Genomic DNA, 18,517 nt, shown 5'->3' with positions numbered 1-18,517 from the left:
TCTGCTATACTTTCCGAATGGGACTGACGCGGGTAACGGTCACTCTGAAAGCCATGACAACGTCGAAGAAGGAATATCGGGAGGAATTTCTCGTTGACACCGGCGCCACAGACTCCATGGCCCCGGCCGGGCGACTTCGTGCCATTGGAATTCGACCCCTCGGGAAAACGAGCTATGAACTGGCGGACGGCACCGTCAAGGAACTCGACTTCGGCGCCGCCGTGATCGAATTCATGGGGGACATTACGGCAGGACGCGTGGTGTTCGGTCCTGACGGCGTCGATCCGATCCTGGGCGTGACGGCATTGGAATCGACAGGGATTGCGGTGGACCCGAAGACGCACTCCTTGAAGCGGATGCCCGCCATCTCCCTCAAGCGCGCGGGCTGAAATCAGAAACTCACGCCGGGGCCGAGTAGGGGATTCCGCCTACGGCGGAGTCAGTTCCAAAATCAGGATCGAACCGGCGTTGGTTTTCCCATCGGAGTCGACTCCCGGCGCGCCCACGACGAACTGGTCCGGATCGTCCTGCCCGTTTCGGTCCGCATCCCCCACGGGTAGAAAATCGTAGCCCGCGCCGAGGGCCTCCCCCTGCGCGCCGCAGAGGGTGGCGCGGACGGATGCGCCGCCGCCCAGAATGACCCGAAGAACTCCTCCCGCCATCGCGGGTGCATCGCAGTCTCCCGGAGAGCGGTCGGCAAGGGGAGATCCGATGACCAGGTCTGGCGTCCCGTCGCCATCCAGGTCCCCCCGGATGGTATCCGCCGGGAACCCTCCCTGACCCTCGCCCGGCTCGTCGCCGCAGATCTTTTCCGAAGACCGGCTGGGCCGGTCCCATTCATTCGCGCTCGAAAGCAGGAACACGACCCCTTCGGGCTGGGTACCCTCATCCGAAGTCTTGCAGGTTGCGGTGGGAGCCCCCACGAACAGATCCGTGAGGCCGTCGCCGTCGAGGTCCTTCTCTCTTCCGCCCAGCAGGCCGGAGTCGGCGCGCGCAACCCAAAATCCATAGAGGTCGCCCGCTCGGGCGCCGCAAGACGCAAAGAGAGGGTGTCCGTCTTTTCCCGAGCGGCCCTCTACATATCCCTTGCCGCAGGGGCGGTCGGCTTGGCCGATCTTCGGGCTTGGGCATCGGACCGGATCCGTGGGCCGCAACGGGCAGGCCTGCGGATGGGTGGAGGCAAGAGGAGACGAGGCGACCCAATCGGCCAATCCGTCTCCGTCCAGGTCGCCTACGTCCGCCACGATATTGGTGAGATTCTCGTAGGCGCTGTAGCCGCAGAGGGCGCGTAGGAATGATCCGGTGCGGCCCGAGTAGATCCGGATGACACCCCGGCCCACAATGGAGTCCGGGCAGGACACAGGATCTGAAGAAGCGCCGGGAGCGGCCACGGCGTACTCCGTGGCGCCGTCGCCATCGGCGTCGCCCACCGCCCGGATGAACTCTCCAAACGATTCGTTCTGGGCCACGCCGCAATGAACACGCATGAGCGAGCCGTCGCTTCCGCTGTGGATTCGGACGACCCCACGGCCGGGCTGCAAGTCCGGGCAGGCATCCGTGTCGAAGTCGGCCCCTGGCGCTCCTCCGGCAATCTCGCCGATCCCGTCGCCGTCAAGATCCCCAAGACCGGCGACGCCTGTGCCAAACCTCTCGCCTCCTGCCGCCCCGTGAACCTCCATGCGGACCACGGCTCCACGAAGGATACGCGTCGAACGTCCCGTCGTTTGCTGTTCCGCGCAGCTCCAGAGGACCAGGCAAACGAACGGCGCCAATAATTTGCGTGTGCCCATCTAGAACCCGATCCCCAGGCCGACATATATCCGCACCGGGGCCTCCTTCCTGCGCACGCCTTCCTCGCCGGCGATCCCGATGCCGGCGGGATCGAGCAGGTTCGGAACTTCCCGCGTGAGGTTCGGCACGGGCGAAAACCCCTTCGCCACGCGAACGAAACTGTTCCACGCGCCCTCGACGTGAAAGAGATCGCCCTCCATCAGGAGTTCGACCCCCGCGTCCTCCAGCACATCCGCCCGTCCCAGCGTGTGATCGCCGTTCTTGTCCAGAATGAGATTCGTAACGAAGGGCCCCTTGCCCCGCAGGTCGTATGCATTGCCCGCATCCGCGAAGACCGAACCGTAGACGCTGTTGAAATAGAAGGGGCCGATCGATTTGTGGATGCGGCGGAGAACGGGGAACCGGTATCCGACGGTGGCCAGGAGGAGCGAGTCGCCGCGAACCTGTCCGTCCTCATAGCCGGGCAGGTTGAGGAACGGATTCACCAGCCTGTTGGAGAACAAGGCCAGCCGGCCTCCCGCGTAGAATTTATCCGCCGCCGAAACCGGTCGGTCCGTCAGCCCCGCGAATACCTTGTAATAGAGTGTGTGGCGCAGCCGGTCCAGATCCTCATGAAGATATCGGATCGGGCTCTTGAGGAAGTGGGCGTAGCCGAGCCAGACACGATTGAATTGGTAGTCACCCTCGGGGGCGGGACTTCGCCTGATGCTGCGGCCTTCATCGACCAGGGCCACCCGATTGTTCAAGGCGTTCACGGCATCCAGAAACGCGGAGGTCTCGCTTCGGGTATAGGCATACGTCACCGAGAGCCCCTTGGCTCCGCGCGGATTGATCCCTGCGTCCACGGCCGAGGATGAAACCCGATAGGCATACGTGGCACTCCCTTGGTGATTTCGGATGAGATTGTGCCGGTTGCCCAGACATTCCGTATCCGGCCCGGGGATCCGCCGACCCCGTACGTCCGCCGCGGTACACCCCACGGGCGGTTCGAGGCCGATCTGGCGGTACATGGCAGCCAGCACGTCATCCAGAAGGGTGGCGCTCCCAGCGCCCCGAAATGCGTCCTGGACGTTACGGAGCGCATACCCGGCCGAGAGCGTATGTCCCGAAAACGCTCCTCCGCTTCCCCCGGCGGCCAGAGGGTAGAAGGCCTGGACATCGAGGAAGTCCGCCGTCTCGTGGATGCCCAGGCTCGATTCGCCGGAGCCGAAGCTTTCCCGGATGAGGGCCCGCCGATAGTCGGCCAACCATGAGATGTGCCAGCTCTGGTTCACGTAGGCCGCTTCGTAGAATTGGTCAATCTCCTCCGAGGAGGGGCCTTCCTCGACCGGCATCCCCGCGGAGGCGAAACCGAGAAGACGGTGCCGAGCGAGGTAATCGCCCACGTCGATTCCGAGACCGGCGCGAACTTGCTCGTCGAAATACTCAAAGGACGGCGAAAGGGTGAACGGCCTGATTTCGGCCCGGTACGGGTGAGCGGACAACGAGGACACCGTGAGGGGGTCCCATCCCTGCTGCGTGTCGAACGTCGTTTTTTCCTCGCCGGGTTCGACTCGTTGATCGAGGGCGATCTGGAAGAGGCGGTAACCCGTGGAGGTGAACGAGGAGTAGCGTACCCAATGCCCATCCGGCGAGATCGAGGGCCAGAACGTCCCTCCCAAAACATTCGTCACCTGCGTTACCTCGCGGCTCCGGAGGTCCATCCGATGGATGTTGAAAATCCCCGTGCGATCCGACGCGAAGAGGATGCCGCTGCCGTCCGGCAGGAAAACCGGATCGCGGTCGTCGTGCCGGTCGTTCGTGAGGGGCGTGAGTTCGCGTGTTTCCACATCCAGGCGCCAGATGTCCTGCTGCCCGTTGCGGAACATGAAAAAGACGATGGTCTTTCCGTCCGGCGACCATTGCGGACCGCCGGTTTGTGTACCGTCCGAGAATTCGGTCAGAGGCGTGAAGTCTCCCCCGTCCACCCCGATGAGCCGCAGGTTCATCTGCCCGTCACGGTTCTCCGTGAACACGACCCGGCGGCCGTCCGGCGACCATGCCGGCTCGCCCGCGCGTTGGCCCGCCGTGGGGAGATCGCCGAAGCGGATGCTGCCGAGGGTCCAGAGGGTGCGGCCCCCGAGCATCTCCGACTTCTTGGTTTCCAGGTCGTAGATCATCAATCGCCGACTCTCCAGGCCCGTGCCCGGCTCTGCAACGGAGGCGACATGAACGATCTTGCGCGCGTCGGGAGACCAAGAGTAGGCGGAGCCGACGTCGAGGGCCGTAGGATCCTTTCCGGGGACCGGCGCGCCATTCTTCAGTTCGGCGAGATAGAGTGTAGTGCCCCAGCCGTCCCGCCCACGGCTGGAGAGGTAGCTGAGATGTTTTCCGTCCGGGGAGACCTTGACCAGCCGGTTCATGAGGCCTTTCTCGAACCCCTTTGCGTCGAGCCATTCGGATTTTCCGGTCGGATTGAACTCCTCGCCCTCCGTGCTTGTGCCGAGAGTCCGGCGGGCCCCCTCGTAGCGGGCCGTCAGCATCGATTTCCATTCGTCATACAGCCGGTGGATGTCTTTTCGGAGTGCCTGGCGCACGGCGTCGCTGAAAAAGAGGTGGAGCGAGCGGCCGTTGCGTTTTGCGATCCGCGCATTGGCGTCCAGGCTGTTTGGGGCTTGGAACTTTTCGGCCAGGAAAGTGACGAACGAGAAGCCCTGGTTGTACACCTGTTCGGCCTGCAAGGAGTTGCGGCCGGTGAACGTGCCCATCTCGTCCAGCGTGAGCAGGTTGTTTTCCAGCACGACCATGCGGAGAAACATGTCGCGGTGCGTGTCCCACCGCTCAAAACCGGCCGTGACGGTATCGTGATACTGGGCGATCCCTTCGGCGAACCACGGTGGAACGGCCTCGCCCATGAAGAAGAAGGAGCCGCCGAGATCGACCGGCACTTTCGAGGTCCGGGCGTCGGACCCATCGAACTCTTCGCCGAGCCTCTGGCTCCAATCCTGCAAGCCGACGAACTGGACGCCATCGAGGTGGGGTGAGAAAGCGTCCGCGGCATCGAGCGAGACGATGTGGGCGAACTCGTGCGGGAACACGTTGTCGATCCAGTAATGGCGGCCCCGGAGCGGATGGTACAGGCTCGTCGCCCAAATCGTGATCCACTTCTGCGAGTAGCTGGCCCACCCATTGGAGACTTCTTCGACGTCCCGCACGACCACGTGCACTTTCTGCTTGAGCCGGTGATCGTAGGCGGCGGTGATGAGATCATAGGTGGTATCCGCGATCGCGGCGATCTTCCGGGCGGTCCATTCGGCGCCCGTGTGGTAGTGGATGTAGAAGTGCGCGGTCTCGATGGTGTGCCAATCGAGGTGCGGGTAGTTGTAGGCGCTTCCCCCCGGCCAGCCCTTCCGTGCCGCTCCCAGCTCAGGCTCCTCCAGCCCGCGGACGTAAGGGTGGATTGGGTCGGCCGCGGCGCTGGATGCGACGGCGGATAGGAAGAACGCCACTAGAAGGACGGCCCTCAACATACGAACCACCCGGCTCCGAGCAGGCCCCCGGCGATGCCTTCGGCGTTTGTACTCAGGCTAAAAGCTTACGCCCAAGCCGAGGTACACACGTAGGGCGGCTTCCGGCTTGGAAATCCGCTTCCAGTTCAATGTGCCCCGCTCCTGGTCGACGAGGTCCGAGCAATCCTCCGTGTCGCACCCCAAACTCAGACTGTCGCCCTGGTTGTCCGAAAGACCCTTGGCCACGCCGAGCATGCTGAACCAGGGCCGGCCATGGAAGATGTAGGATTTCAAGTTCAGGAAGAAGCCCACGTCCGTCAGGAGGTCGTTGAAAGCCGAGCCGTCGCCGTTGCTGTCGAAAACCGGCGAATAGGACTTCTTTAGGTCGTACGCGTTGCCGATGTCGAAGAGGAACGAGCCGTACAGGCTCTCAAAGTAGAAGGGCCCCGCCTGAGCGTTGATCTCCCGGGCGAGTGGGAATCGGTATTCCGCGTTCAGGATCGCCAGCATGTCGCCCGTGACCGAGCCATCCTCGTATCCATAAAGGGGGAACACCGGGCTGAAGAGATTTCCACTGAAAAGAGGAAGGCGGCCACCCGCCTGGAACTTGTCGTAGCCGAGAGTGGGCCTGTCGTTCAGGCCGAAGTACACGCGGGCGATGAAGGTGTGGCGCAGGCTTTCGAGGGCGGACGAAATGTATTTGATGGGACTCGCAAGATATTCGGAGTAGGTCAGTAGGAACTGGTTGTAGTTGTAGTCGTCCGTGGGCGACTTGAGCACGTCCTGTTCGTTGCCGTCCTGGAAGAAGCGCCAACGGCCTAGGAAATTCTTCTGGGCCAGCTTGGTGCTCTGTGAAATCTGGGCCAGCGTGTAGCTGTACGTGAAGGCGAAATCGCGGCCCCCGCGAGGATTGACGTCGCCGTCGACGATGTTCCGGCTGAAGGCGTAACGGTACCCGAGGGAGAGCTGGTGGTTCAGGAGGACGGTCTGACTGTTGCCCAGTTTGCAGGCCGTGGAGAAGTCGACAATCTTGCCCTCTTCATCGTAGTCGAAGCAGAAACTTTGCTCTCCAAACGCATCCGCGTACGCGAGGGAATCCTGCGCCAATTGCCAGCCCAGCAAATTGTTTCCAAAGAAGGTCTGGTTGGTCAGGCTGTTTCCCTTCAGTGACTCGGAGATCCTTCGCAGCAGATACCCCGTGGTGAGCCGGTGGTTCGGACGGAGGGGGAAAGTCAAATCCAGTCCACCGAAATCGCCCGCGGAGTTGTCTTCCACGGTGACGCGCTGGGTGTTTCCATCGTTGTCCACGTAGGGAAGCGAGGCTTCTCCGGATATCACAAAGCCGCGATACGAGATGTTGATGTCCGGCCAGAAAAGGCTGAGCCTGTAATTGGCGCTGTAGAACGGAACGATGTCCGGAAAGCCCACGCGGCCGTAGAGCGACAGCTCGTGGCGGTCGAGGAAGTCGCCGATTGAGAACATCCCTCCGACGTCGATCTCCTGGTTGATGGCGGACAATTCCGGATAGAACTCCCAGGGCCTCGCGTCGAACGTGTAGGGCTTCTTCCGGAGTTCGGGGAACTCCGACGCCACTTCCATCTCCTCCCGGCCGATCGTGACCGGGGGAATGTCGAGCTTTCCGACCGGCTTGTTGTACGCGGCGCTCCGGTCCATTTTGTAGGTCCGATACCCGTATGAGGTGTAGTAGGAATAATATATCGTCTTGCCGTCCGGAGAGAGCGACGGCCAGAACGCGCCCGTCACCACATTGGTGAGCTGCTTGAGCTGGTTCGTCTTCGGATCGAGCTCATAAAGATTGAAAATGCCGGTCCTGTCCGACGCAAAAATGACCGTTCCCTCGGGGGTGAAGATCGGATCGCGGTCGTCCGTCTTATCGTAGGTCAGCGGGCGCATTTTCAGCGTCTTCATTTCCATCAGCCACAGGTCCTGCTGGTCATGGTGGTACATATAGAAAAGGAGGCTCTTCCCGTCCGCCGCCCACATGGGGCCGCCGATCTGGGTGCCGTCCTCGAAACTGCTGAGTTTCGTCTTGGCTGTTCCGTCCGGCCGGATCAGCCGAAGATTCTTCTGACCGTCGAGGTTTTCCGTGTAGACGATCCACTGGCCATCGGGAGACCAGTCGAGATCGACCGCTCGGTAGGGTGGACGGTTCTTGTTGAACTGCCATTCGGCGGTCAGGGCATGGGTGCGTTTCCCATCCATCATGGTCAGTCGTTCTTTTTCGATGTCGTAGACAAAGATTTCGTTCGTTTCGCCGTGTTCGCCTTCAATTTCTGTCGTGAAGGCCAATTTCTTCGAGTCCGGGGAGAACGCATACTGCGAATTCGCGCTCGCGTCCTCGACTTCACTGCAGGCCTCTTCGTCGGGGCCCGGACTGGTCTTGCAGAGGTAGAGCGACGTGCCCCATCGATCCGCTCCTCTCGTGGAGAGCAGACCGAAGTATTTTCCGTCCGGTGAGAACCGCACGAACCGGTTCAAGAGCCCCTTCTTGCGGAATCGGAATCGCCGCAAGTCCGACGGCCTTTCCGGCTCCTTCTCGTCCTTGGTCTTAAAGAAATCCACTTCCTCCCCGGCGTAGGGGTTGGCTTGCACTTCCGCCTGAAGCTTGCCGTATTTCTCCTGGAGGTTCTGCTTCCACTCGCCGTACAGGACCGCGCGCGATTTGTTGAATATTTTCGGGAAGCGCGAATCGAACACGAGGTGCCACCCCTTTCCCTGCGCCTTCGCCAGGGCGCCGGCGGCGTCATTCCGGTATTTGTCCGAGACAAAACCGATGAAGTTGAACCCCTGATTGTAGATCATTTCCATTTGGAGAGATCCCTTGCCGTCGAACGTGTTCATCTCGTCCAGCGTGAGGAGGTTGTTTTCCAGTGTGGCGGAACGGAGGAGCATCTCGCGATGGGTGTCGTACGATTCGAAGCCCGCGGCGGTGGCTGCATATTGGGCGACGCCTTCCGCATACCAGGGGGGAACGATTTCGCCGGGGAAAAGAAAAACGAATCCGGCGTCCGAGGGAACGGGGGAGGTCAGCTCATCGGGCGAATCCAAGGGAGAGCCGAACTTGTCTTTTCCGAGCTTCTGTTGAACGGCGAGCGATCCGATGACCGCGAGCCCCGGGAAATGCTTGTTGAAGGGGTTGGCCGCCTTGATGGAAACGATATGGGCGAACTCATGGTGAAAGACGTTCTTGATCCAGTCGCTCCGGCCGCGCGTGACGGTGTAGAGGTTCGTTCCCCAGATGGTCATCCAGTCTTGTGAAGCGATGGCCCACCCGTTGGCGATCTCCTCGGTGTCGCGCACAACGAGATGGATCTTTTCCTTGAACTTGTAAGCGTAGTGGTCGGTGACGGTGTCATACACCTGGTCCGCCATCGAGGCGAGCTTGCGCGCGGTCCACTCGGAGCTGGATTTCCCCTTGTGGTAGTAGATGACGAAGTGTTGCGTTTCGTGGGTGTACCATTGGAGATCGCCGTGGTTGTGCGTTCCATAGATATTCCTGGCGTGCGCCACGGAGGGCGCGAGCAAGAGCAGAGCAAGGACAAGGTGTATGTGTTTCATTCGCTCGTTGTATTAGAAAAGCCCCGCGATTGCAAACCTTGGAACCCCGGAAGCCAAGCGGCTGCAAGGCCCCTGACGCCGCCGTTTTTCTTCAGGCGGCGCTAAACCTTTGTTGTACGGCCGCCTACGCCGCGGTTTGAGACACGATCGGCAGAACCTCGCCAAGATCCACGCGCTTCGAGGCATCCATGATCTCGATCCCGACGATTCGATCGTCGGAAGTCACATCCAGCACGACATCCTCCGATACGCGCCGATTGACCACCTCCCGGCTTCGTGAATCCAGACGGATGTAGAGAAGATCCTTGGCCGCATCATAGAGGACCTGCATTTCCTACCTCCAAGACCCGTAGAAGACATACACCGTGATGGTCACCACCAAATCTCCATGGACAGTATAATACACTTCGACCTTCTTTTCCTCGTAAAATTTGCCCAGGCGATGCCGTCCGAACTTGAAGACTTTGGTTTTCCCGAATCGGCCGTGTTTCGCCGGAATGGGCAGCCCCGTCTCGATCACTTCCGCAATCTCCTCCGGGTTTGTACCCCGCTGCTCCGCGCGCTCCAGAGTGTGAGGGTCGATTCGAATGTCCTTCATGGCTGGGAGACCGGTTGCGTTTGGAAGAGAGACCTGATTTCGTCAATCCGGGCCTCCGCCGCGCGGCGGCCGGCTTCGATCAGTTCGCCGGCCCGGTGGAACTCCGAATGCACGATGCCCGTGAATTCCGGCGCCAAGGTGAGGTGCGAAATCGGATCGGCAGCGAGGGCGATTTCGTGCTGCATGGTGTACAAGGCGTTGAGTCCGATCTTGAGCATGTTCGGCGTGCGCACGGACTCCGATTTGGCTCGCCAGGCCGAATCTGGATCATTTTCACTCGACGCCGTCTTGGGTTTCGCCGCCACGTTGACGGAGAGGATCAGGTCTGCGCCGAGGTTCTTCACCGTCGCCGCCGGTACCGGCTCCACGAGGCCGCCGTCCACAAGGAGCCGGCCCTCGATCCTCACGGGGGCGAACACAAAGGGAAGGGAAAGGCTGGCGCGCACGGCCGAATGCACCGGCCCCCGATCAAGCACCACCCGCTCGCCCGTGAGGATGTCCGTGGCCACACAGGCGAAGGGGATCTCCAGGTCGGCGAAGGTCCTTTCCTCCAGTATTTCCCGAAGGTAGGCGTCCACCTTTTCCCCTCGCAGAAATCCCGTTCGCGGCGGGAATGAGAAATCGGCCAGACCGAGGAATCGGCCGCGGCCCTGCATTTCGATCGCCCGCTCGGCAAGGGCATCCGCGTTGAGCCCGGACGCATAAAAGCTCCCGACGAGCGCGCCCATGCTGGTCCCCGCGATGTAGTCAACGTCGATTCCGGCCTGATCAAGGGCTTGGAGAACGCCCACGTGGGCGAACCCGAAGGCCGCCCCGCTTCCCAGGGCCACGCCCGTCGATCGGTGTGCCACCTGACGGGCGAGGCGCGAAACGGATTTTCTGAACGCGGTGTCGGCCCCCGCAGAGTCCTCTTCGCTTTCTTCGGGAGGCTTGACCAAGGTGGACGGCAAGTCCACTGTTCCCCTCAAAGGACGGCCTAAATCGACCTCGATGGTCGACCGCTTCCGATCCCGATCCTCCTCACGCCTCAACCATAGCCAGTGAGTTTTGTACGGCAGGCCCGACATGCTGCGCGTGAGCGCTTCGATTCGATCCACCGCCGCGGATCGAGACTCTTCCAGAAAAGGCACCCAGATTTGGTCCGGCTCCAATAGGATGGATCGAGGCACGGCTTCCGCACTCCCCGGCAGGGCGATGACGATGAACAGGTAAGACGACTTGAGCGCCGCCACCAATCCTGAGAACGCTTCCTCGAAGGCACCCTCGGCGCCGTCTCGCTCCACGGTGATCACGTGCTCGCCCCTTGGACCCGATCTCATGAGCGGCTCCAGTTTGTGAAGACCGGCAAGGCAGGATGCCAGTTCGGAGATTTTCACTCTTCGGGAATCCGGGGCGAGGAGCCGCGCCGCGGAGGCTTCGCCATCCGCATGGAGATCCACCAGAACGACGCGATGCGTGTTCTGCTCCGCGAGGGCTGGCGCGAGACGGGCGGCCAGGAGAGCGCTCCCGTCGAAAGCCCCGGAAACCGCGGCGCCGAATGACGCACACAGGATGCAAACCGGCTCGACACGACGCTCGGAACCCCGCGTGGTCCGCGCCAGGCGGCGCGAGAGCGTGCGGGAAAGTTCCAGGGCGATCGCGGGGTCCTCTCGGAGCAGCGCATGGAAGTCCTCCTTCAGGAGGACGATGATCTCCGCCGCCGTGTCGGCTCGAACCGTTGCCGAGCGTGGCTCTTCAATAAGGAGAGCCATTTCACCGAAAATCTCTCCTGCGCCAAGGTACGCCACCGGCCGGTCCACCCCAGCCTCCGATCGCACCGAGATCCGAACGCGACCGGTCCGGATGATGTACAGGGCGTCCCCCACGTCGCCCTCACGGTAAACCACGTCCCCCTTGGCGTAACGCCGAAGCGTGACCCGCGAGGCGATCCGGAGAAGCTCTTCCTCCGAATCCATCGCGGCGAAAAACGGAACCCGCAAGAGGAAGGGCACGTAGTCGATCGACATGATGCGTTGTATGCGTTCACCCCCACCCTGTCCCTCCCCCCTCAAGGGGGAGGGGGAAGAGTCGGGAGACGTTTCCGTTCTTGTCCCTTCCCCCCTTGAGGGGGAAGGTGAGGATGGGGGGTGCCGAACGCATACGATGCGTCTACGGCAGACTCACGAAGACCGGGGAGCCGCTCAAGGGGATGGAAACCCCCGGTGGAAAATTCCGCGCATCGTCTTCACGATCCCAAGCTCTCACGCCAAGGATGGTTCCCCTGAAAAGCTCTTGAAGAAGATCCATCGAAAGAACCTGTGAATCGGCGGAGGACGCCCATGCGACCAGGACGCGCTTGCCGCGGCCCTCGAACAAAAAGGCGTATCCATCCGCGCCCAACCCCAGTTCCTCATTCAGATCGCACGTGTATCGGGTTCCCTCCAGCCGAGCGGACATGGTAGTCAGGGCGTCGTACGCGGGCTTCGGACCGGCGCTTGTTCGATCGTTGGCGTAACGGAAGACCCCGAACGCCTGCTCAGGCGGGAAACTCCTGAATTCCGGTCCGTCTTGAAAGGTGAACCAGCAAACGCGCGTTGCACCCGCGCTCATCGCCAGAATGGCGCTGCGAACGAGATACTGCGCCTGCCTCTCCTCATCCACTTGCCCATATACGGGCCAGCCGACCTCCGTCACCCAGACCTCTTTGGTTCCAGTGCCCCGGATAGCCATCACGTTCTCAAGATTCTTCTGCATCGTTACGAGAGGAATTTCGGTTGAGTCGCCTGCCTCCGGTGGAACCTGGGGAGGATAGGTGGTGTAGGGATGATACGCGAGGACGTCGAAAAACCTGCCCAAGTCGGGGCGATGCATCAGGCTCAGGTCAAGGAATCGTTCCGCGCCCATGATGAACTGCTCGTGATAAAAAAGCCCCCCGTAGGCAACGGCGGATTTCGGGTGGACGGCCTTAATCGCCTTGTAGGTTCGCCCGAGCAGTTCGCCGTAACGATCGGGATCGCCCCCCGTGCCCGCCCCATACTTCCACGGATAGTCGGAGCCCACCCAAAACCGGAAGCCCGAGTTCTGCTCATTCCAGATTTCCCAGTCCGAGACCGTTGCCCGATATCGTTCGGCGAGAGCGGCGGCAAAACGGGCGTAGTCGTCCGGATCGTCCGCCGGATAGACCGCGCAATTCCCACGGTCCTGCCTCGCACAATCGCTTCCTTTCGCCGAGGCCCACGGGTTCCCATAGGTGATCAGGCCTATCTCCCGAGCGCCGGCGGCGGTCAGATCGTCCATTCTGGCGTCCTGGGCGGCGAAGTTGAACCGACCGCGTTCCGGTTCGGCCTCCGACCAGGTGAAATCGTCCCGGAATGTCCTGACCCCAGCGGCTGTTGCCTTCTCCAGCACGAACCGCCGGTAGCTGCGGGCCCAGTCATCGTCTCCCGCCGGCAGCGCCCCCGCCAGGCAGAGGGCGTCGGAATACGCGGGGCGGACCCGAGCGGGGGAGCAGGGCAGATCATCGGAGTCGGAGCAGCCCATGAGCAAGCTGCTGACGCACAGCCCCAAGATTGCTCTCCGCCTCGCCCATGCGGCCTCGTCCTTCGACATGCCCAGGACGACCCTTCGACGGAGCTCAGGGTGGGCGGAATACATCCGCTCATGGTGTGCCCCTCGATAGACTCGGGACCTTATGGGGTCCTGAGCCCGTCGAACGGCTTGTCGAACCATGCGCGGAAGGAAGCTTCCCGACGGTCTCAGTAGTAGAAACCGTAGAGGATGCACATCTCGTCTTCCGAGGTCACTCCGAATATCAATGGGATCATTTTGTCATTATCGAAGAGACAGCGGTAGCGAAGACCGTCTCCCGCTCGGATCAGGATCGGCTCCGTGAAGACGGCAAACGCCGGAGACGACCAGTCGCGGCTCCGGTAGAGCGGCTCCTTCTCCTCGAAAGAGGCCGGATCGCCCGGAAGTCGCTCGGCGTGGTGGATGGTTACCTCGATCCCTCTGCGGTGGGTGTGAGAGGTGAGGGCGAAAAGATGGATGTCCTCTTTCGCCTCCCAGGTCCCTTCCGCGTAGCCCCTGGACGAGGCGGGGACGCGGAACGACAGATTGATATCGTACAGAATTCGCGCGAGGTGCGACACCTCCGACTGCGACACGGTGTGCAGGTTGACGGTGAGACTGGATTCCCTCTGCTGCGTCGCCCCGAGGTTGAGGAAATGGCCGTCCAGCACGAACGCTTGGTTCGGGCGAAGGGGAAATCCAACGTCTTCAGGAAATAGGATTTCGGAATAGGGCTGCGGCGGAAACCCGCTGAGTGGCCGAAAGTCGAGGATGTGCGACAGATCCCCCCCGATCCCCGCCGCCACACACGGCCATCGGGACGGCGTCGGCGCGCTCTCGCTTTCCCACGTAAAAAGTATGAAGTGATGCAAGCCCGGTCCCGCGGCCACCTCAATCCGACGCACCGCCTCACCCGGTCCCGCGACGGTGGCCGCATGTTGACAGACCTCCGACTCCTCGCCGGCGTCCACGCGGATCGGATCTGCTCTGATCTGATATCCGCGCGTGGGCGGAGCGAGTGTCGGCGGTTTCTCGCCCGTGTTCTCAGACGAACAGGCCATCGCAAGAACCGCCCATAAGAGGACCATCCGGGTCACTATGACTACACAATAAGGCAAATGGCACCCTCCGGCAACCAGCCATGGATGGTGCGGTACTTGCCGCCAGCATAGCCGTCCCAGGGACGGGCGGCGCTTGAACGGCAAGTGCCAGCCATGGATGGTGCGGTACCCCGCCCGTCAGGCCGAACACGATGCAGAGCTCGCATGGCCCTACCGCTCATCGTCCCTGGAGCGAAGCGCAAGGGGCGATGGGAAGCGATGGCAGGCGGGGTGCGGCTCCCGCTCGACTTCTTTCGCCGGGGTTGGTAAGAAGGCGGAATGGCGATCAGCGTCTCGATGGCCTTCGGTGACGGGATGATCGACGCGACACTCCCGGACCGTACCCGGAAGCGGCCCAGCTCCTGGATGCCGGGCAAACTGCCGCCGATCACGGACATTGGCAAAGCGGTTCGCGACGCCCTCGATCGCCCGATGGACATGCCGCGAATACCGGAATTGGTCCGGAATGGAAGCAAGGTCCTTATCGCGTTCGACGATCCCACCGTGATCTGTCTCGCCCCGCTGCGAAATCTGGCCATTCGGGCCGTACTGGACGACCTCCGCAAGGCCGGCGTGCAGAGAAACGACATCTGGCTCGTCTGCGCCTCGGCGCTGCACCGGCGGTGGACGCGCAACGAGATCGGACGGATCATCGGCGACGACCTCGTGCAGGAGTTCGGCTACCGTGTCTTTTCCCACGATGCGGAAGACAAGGAAAACCTCGCCTACCTCGGCGCCACGCCGAACGGATACGACGTGGAAGTCAACAAACTCGTGGTCGATTGCGATCTCACCGTTTACATCAACGCGAGCGCCCTCCGCGGCCTCACGGGAGGATGGAAATCGGTCTGCGTCGGCCTCAGCACCAACCGGAGCATCCGGTGGCACCACTCGCCGGACGGCCTCAGCGCCTCCGTTCGCAACAATCCGCTCCATCGCGTGCTCGACGAAATGGGCGCGCTCGTGGACGAGAAACTGGGCAAGAACCGCGTGTTCAAGATTGAGACCGTGCTCCGCAGCCCCTTCGAGGTCGCCCATGTCTTCGCGGGCGGAGTCTCCGCCACGCGCAAGAAAGTTCTCTCGCTTCTCCAGGATTCCGTGCCGGCGGCGGTTCCGGAAGGTGAAAAGGCCGACGTGCTCGTTTACGGCCTGGCGTCGTACAGCCCCTACGCCACGTTCGCGAAGATGAACCCGATCCTTACGCTTTTTTCATCGGGACTCGGCTACTTCGGTGGAACCACGGAAAGCGTCGGCAAGAAAGGCTGCACGGTCATCATGGCCACGCCGTGTCCGAACGAATGGGACGACGTTCACCACGCCGCCTATCGCGAGGTGTGGGATCGCGTCCTGCCTGTCACAAAAGACCCCTGGGCGATGCGTGACCAGTTCGAAGAAGATTTCGCCAACCGGCCGGACTACCTTTTTAAGTACCGATACTGCTACTCGTTCCACCCCGTTCACGGACTCATGGCCAGCTATCCTCTCCGGCGCATGAAGCACATCGGCCAAGTCATCGTGGCCGGCGCGAAGGATCCTTTCGTTCCCGCACCGTCCGTCGAGGCCGCCGTCGACATGGCCGAATCCACCCACGGCCGCTCCTGCAACCTCACCTTCATCGACCACCTGCCGACCTGAACACATCATGCACGAACCCCGGCGGCAAGCATCGCGTTGTCCCGGGGAATAGGGGACCGGCTATCGGCGGGTGGACTTCTTCTTTCTGGAAATACCCAGCTCCTCCCAGACTTCATCGGCCGGAATTGGGGTACGCCGGGGGATCGGGGAGATCGTGAAGGAAGGGGACGCCGCAGGAGGTGGGCCGTGCCTATATTCGAGAGGGGTACACGTTGGGCGAGATCGCGGCGTCATTGGGCGTTCATTACTCGACCGTGAGCAGACGATTGCGGGAGTTCGAGAAGACGAAATGAATGAATGCAAGACCTGACACCGTATGTGACACCGTATGAGCCGTATGTGCGTCCGGAAATTGGCGCGAACGGAACCAGTCTCGAAGTCTTGGAGTTCTCGAATCCGCTCGAACAGTAACCCCGCCTGTTCTTCGATCCCTCCCGCCCGCAGACCGGCAGGCGGGTCGAGAAGCGCTGAGGTTTCGGATGCACTCTATCGACCTTGACATTTCGTCCGCGTAGCGTAGGTTGCACCCCGTGCTTCCAGCGGCAAGGAAATTCGCGCTGATTCAATCTCGATTCTTCCTCGCGCCGGGCGGTGATTGTGGACATTACGGATCACTGAACGGTCTTCCCCAAAGTCCCCATTTCCAAAGGAGAGTTCGCAAATGATACATTTTCCCCTGTCCGGTATTTTGGCCTTTGTCATTGTTCTGCCCGTGACCTTCGTTGGTTGCAACGGCTCCGGCAAATCAAACTCAGCCGCGCCCCCGGAGCCTGTGGAGACGGATGCGACATTGGCCCAAATCACGCCTCCGGAACTGGAGGCCAAGGACGCGGGAAGGGTGGATCGCGTGGTGGCCCGGAGTTTCGACGGCCACAATGCGTTGGACATCAAATACGTCAAGACCCGTATGAACTGGGGGTCCGCCTACGATTCCGTGTCCGGCGCGGCGGACGATCAGATCGTGTGTGTGGACCTTGATAAGACCGGGTTCTCGCAGGATCCCACGACCGGCGGCTACTGGAAACCGGGAACGGTCGAGAGCGTCACCGAGGCAAAGGTGATCAAGACCTCCGTGGACCTTTCCGCCAGCCTTTCCATGAACGAGCACGCCAAGATGGGCATCGGAGTGTTCAAGGCGGGCGAAGATGCCTCTTGGTCCGCCTCGGCCGAGTTTTCAACGAACCGCGTCTACGGAGTGTATCACTCCACCGCGGCCGGGCTGGTCAAGTCCCTGAACCCCGACATCGTCATCAAGGACGAAATCCTCGGCGCGTATGACACATTCGATGATTTCGTCAATCATTGTGGAGACTACTACCTGTTCGAGATGGAAACCGGCGCCGAGCTCAAGCTCATGATTGAAATCGTCGCAACCGACGCGTCCGCCGCCGCATCCATCTCAGGTGGATTCAGCGAAGAGGTTCCCAATGAGTCGGCGGGCGGGTCGACAAACGCGGATTTCAAGGCTGCGTATGACAACTCAAAAAAGAGCTTCAAAACCTTTATGAACGCCGCCATTGAATGCGATTTCCAGGCGCCTGGGGACACCCTGGATGGTTTCTACGCCAAGACACAGGAATTCACCGGTAAGCTCAAGGATTGCCTGGGGGGCGGCGCGGACGCCTCCGAGACGGCGGCGTACCTGGCCTCATTCCGCAAGTGGAGCAGGGACGATTGGGAGTCCAAGCGCAAGGCCTGGCTCCAGAAGGACGTGGCCTGTCCCGGCTCCGAGGACGCATGCAACGCGGATAACACCGCTCAGGTGGCAGCCATTACGGCGATCCTGAATTCCTATGATGACTACCAGAAACTCCTCGGCGAAATCGACAACATGTTCAATAACCCGGATGACTATGAGTGGACGTCGACCACGAAGTATCACTCCTATAACGTGGTCGACGCCAAGACTCAGATCACGGATCCAACATCCGGGACGATTCGCAAATTGCGGGATCTGGCACAGGTGTGTGAAAGGACACCCGAAACGTGCGCGATCGGGAGCGTCACCCCCATGCCGGAAACGATCGCGGACGACCTTCCGGCCCACAAGGCGTTCATACCCGTCTCTTGCCGCGACTATCATCTGCAATACCCGGGGCAGGTTTTTTCCGATCGCGAGTACCCCCTCTACCTCAATCGAGACGCGAAGAAGCCGGTCTGCGCGTATTGCTATGGCATGGCAACTGCTACCCCGAAGGAGTTCCTGAAATTGTACCATGCGAGCCCGAAGGGCGTGCGCGAACAGAATTTCTCGGCGAAAATCAACGACTGGGCCTGGAAGAAGCACGGGAGCCTGTATTACGACGACCTTATCTCCACGTTCCGTTACGTTCCGATCCTGCTTCGCCAGGATCTCATCGCCATTGACCGGGGAGGGGCCTGCAACAATTACGTGGACAAGGATGGACAGCCGTTCAACGAAAACTGGTCATCCGGTGACGGGAAAAACAATCCCTGGAACCTGACCTGCGTTCCCTTCGGAGAAGGTTCCGCCGGAAAGAATGGCAAGAAGACACTGAAATCTCCCGAGAATGTTGTACAGGTCAACCTTCAGGGCCATCCCCTCTTCATGGATTCGACCACAATGTTCATCATTTCCGGATCGAGCCACACGGGGTCCTACACGAAAGACACCGCACCGCAATCGGTGAACATGAAGGTGGTCGGCGACAATGGATGGGCCTCCGCCACCAAGAACGGGGAGCGGACGGTGATAGAGCTTGGATACAATTCCTCACTGGGCAAGGCCGACCAGGGTCTCGCCTGCCTCCAGTAGATTT

Annotated in this window: 12 protein-coding genes; 4 read left to right on the top strand and 8 right to left on the bottom strand. The window is 61.2% G+C overall.

Features of this window, described 5'->3' with window-relative positions:
- Nucleotides 1-17: 17 nt before the first annotated feature.
- Complete coding sequence (locus HYT87_03330; protein ID MBI2058779.1) at nt 18-389, top strand: clan AA aspartic protease; 372 nt, start codon at nt 18-20, stop codon at nt 387-389.
- A 39-nt stretch (nt 390-428) separates the two neighbouring features.
- On the opposite strand, the gene HYT87_03325 is transcribed toward HYT87_03330, so the two are convergent.
- The 8 genes from HYT87_03325 to HYT87_03290 all read right to left on the bottom strand — a co-directional run bounded on the left by HYT87_03325 (nt 429) and on the right by HYT87_03290 (nt 14,090).
- Nucleotides 429-1,790 (bottom strand): FG-GAP repeat protein, encoded by a 1,362-nt coding sequence (locus HYT87_03325; GenBank protein ID MBI2058778.1) that lies wholly within the window; start codon nt 1,788-1,790, stop codon nt 429-431.
- Complete coding sequence (locus HYT87_03320) at nt 1,791-5,309, bottom strand: PD40 domain-containing protein (GenBank protein MBI2058777.1); 3,519 nt, start codon at nt 5,307-5,309, stop codon at nt 1,791-1,793. It lies immediately after the preceding gene.
- Nucleotides 5,310-5,357: 48 nt separating this feature from the next.
- On the bottom strand, nt 5,358-8,858 hold the full coding sequence (locus HYT87_03315; protein MBI2058776.1) for a PD40 domain-containing protein: 3,501 nt from the start codon (nt 8,856-8,858) through the stop codon (nt 5,358-5,360).
- 124 nt (nt 8,859-8,982) lie between these two features.
- A complete protein-coding gene (locus tag HYT87_03310; protein MBI2058775.1) occupies nt 8,983-9,189 on the bottom strand; it encodes a DUF2283 domain-containing protein in 207 nt (68 codons plus the stop codon).
- Nucleotides 9,190-9,192: 3 nt separating this feature from the next.
- Complete coding sequence (locus HYT87_03305) at nt 9,193-9,456, bottom strand: hypothetical protein (GenBank protein MBI2058774.1); 264 nt, start codon at nt 9,454-9,456, stop codon at nt 9,193-9,195.
- Nucleotides 9,453-11,462, bottom strand: a complete 2,010-nt coding sequence (locus tag HYT87_03300) for a cyclic nucleotide-binding domain-containing protein (GenBank protein MBI2058773.1) — start codon at nt 11,460-11,462, stop codon at nt 9,453-9,455. The genes HYT87_03305 and HYT87_03300 overlap by 4 nt, the downstream gene beginning before the upstream one ends.
- A 142-nt stretch (nt 11,463-11,604) precedes the next feature.
- Entirely contained in the window at nt 11,605-13,044 is a 1,440-nt protein-coding gene (locus HYT87_03295) for a hypothetical protein (protein MBI2058772.1), read from the bottom strand.
- A 146-nt stretch (nt 13,045-13,190) separates the two neighbouring features.
- The gene (locus HYT87_03290) at nt 13,191-14,090 is read right to left on the bottom strand and encodes a hypothetical protein (GenBank protein ID MBI2058771.1); all 900 of its coding nucleotides are present in this window, start codon (nt 14,088-14,090) and stop codon (nt 13,191-13,193) included.
- Nucleotides 14,091-14,381: 291 nt separating this feature from the next.
- Here HYT87_03290 and HYT87_03285 point away from each other — a divergent pair, with 291 nt between their 5' ends.
- From HYT87_03285 to HYT87_03275, 3 genes are all read left to right on the top strand, one after another.
- The gene (locus HYT87_03285) at nt 14,382-15,737 is read left to right on the top strand and encodes a DUF2088 domain-containing protein (protein ID MBI2058770.1); all 1,356 of its coding nucleotides are present in this window, start codon (nt 14,382-14,384) and stop codon (nt 15,735-15,737) included.
- 179 nt (nt 15,738-15,916) lie between these two features.
- Nucleotides 15,917-16,030: a helix-turn-helix domain-containing protein gene (locus HYT87_03280; protein MBI2058769.1), complete on the top strand. Its 114-nt coding sequence runs from the start codon at nt 15,917-15,919 to the stop codon at nt 16,028-16,030.
- Nucleotides 16,031-16,398: 368 nt separating this feature from the next.
- Nucleotides 16,399-18,513, top strand: coding sequence for a hypothetical protein (locus tag HYT87_03275; protein ID MBI2058768.1), 2,115 nt, complete (start codon nt 16,399-16,401; stop codon nt 18,511-18,513).
- The last annotated feature ends 4 nt before the right edge of the window (nt 18,514-18,517 follow it).

The sequence above is a fragment of the Nitrospirota bacterium genome, assembly GCA_016180645.1.
GTDB lineage: Bacteria > JACPQY01 > JACPQY01 > JACPQY01 > JACPQY01 > JACPAV01.
This window is presented reverse-complemented; position numbering and strand designations above follow the sequence as displayed.

Excerpts from the sequence above, each read along its gene's own strand:
- HYT87_03330 (MBI2058779.1), top strand. The coding sequence starts at position 18 with ATGGGACTGACGCGGGTAACGGTCACTCTGAAAGCCATGACAACGTCG.
- HYT87_03325 (MBI2058778.1), bottom strand. The coding sequence starts at position 1,790 with ATGGGCACACGCAAATTATTGGCGCCGTTCGTTTGCCTGGTCCTCTGG.
- HYT87_03315 (MBI2058776.1), bottom strand. The coding sequence starts at position 8,858 with ATGAAACACATACACCTTGTCCTTGCTCTGCTCTTGCTCGCGCCCTCC.
- HYT87_03310 (MBI2058775.1), bottom strand. The coding sequence starts at position 9,189 with ATGCAGGTCCTCTATGATGCGGCCAAGGATCTTCTCTACATCCGTCTG.
- HYT87_03305 (MBI2058774.1), bottom strand. The coding sequence starts at position 9,456 with ATGAAGGACATTCGAATCGACCCTCACACTCTGGAGCGCGCGGAGCAG.
- HYT87_03300 (MBI2058773.1), bottom strand. The coding sequence starts at position 11,462 with ATGTCGATCGACTACGTGCCCTTCCTCTTGCGGGTTCCGTTTTTCGCC.
- HYT87_03295 (MBI2058772.1), bottom strand. The coding sequence starts at position 13,044 with ATGTCGAAGGACGAGGCCGCATGGGCGAGGCGGAGAGCAATCTTGGGG.
- HYT87_03290 (MBI2058771.1), bottom strand. The coding sequence starts at position 14,090 with ATGGTCCTCTTATGGGCGGTTCTTGCGATGGCCTGTTCGTCTGAGAAC.
- HYT87_03285 (MBI2058770.1), top strand. The coding sequence starts at position 14,382 with ATGGCGATCAGCGTCTCGATGGCCTTCGGTGACGGGATGATCGACGCG.
- HYT87_03275 (MBI2058768.1), top strand. The coding sequence starts at position 16,399 with ATGATACATTTTCCCCTGTCCGGTATTTTGGCCTTTGTCATTGTTCTG.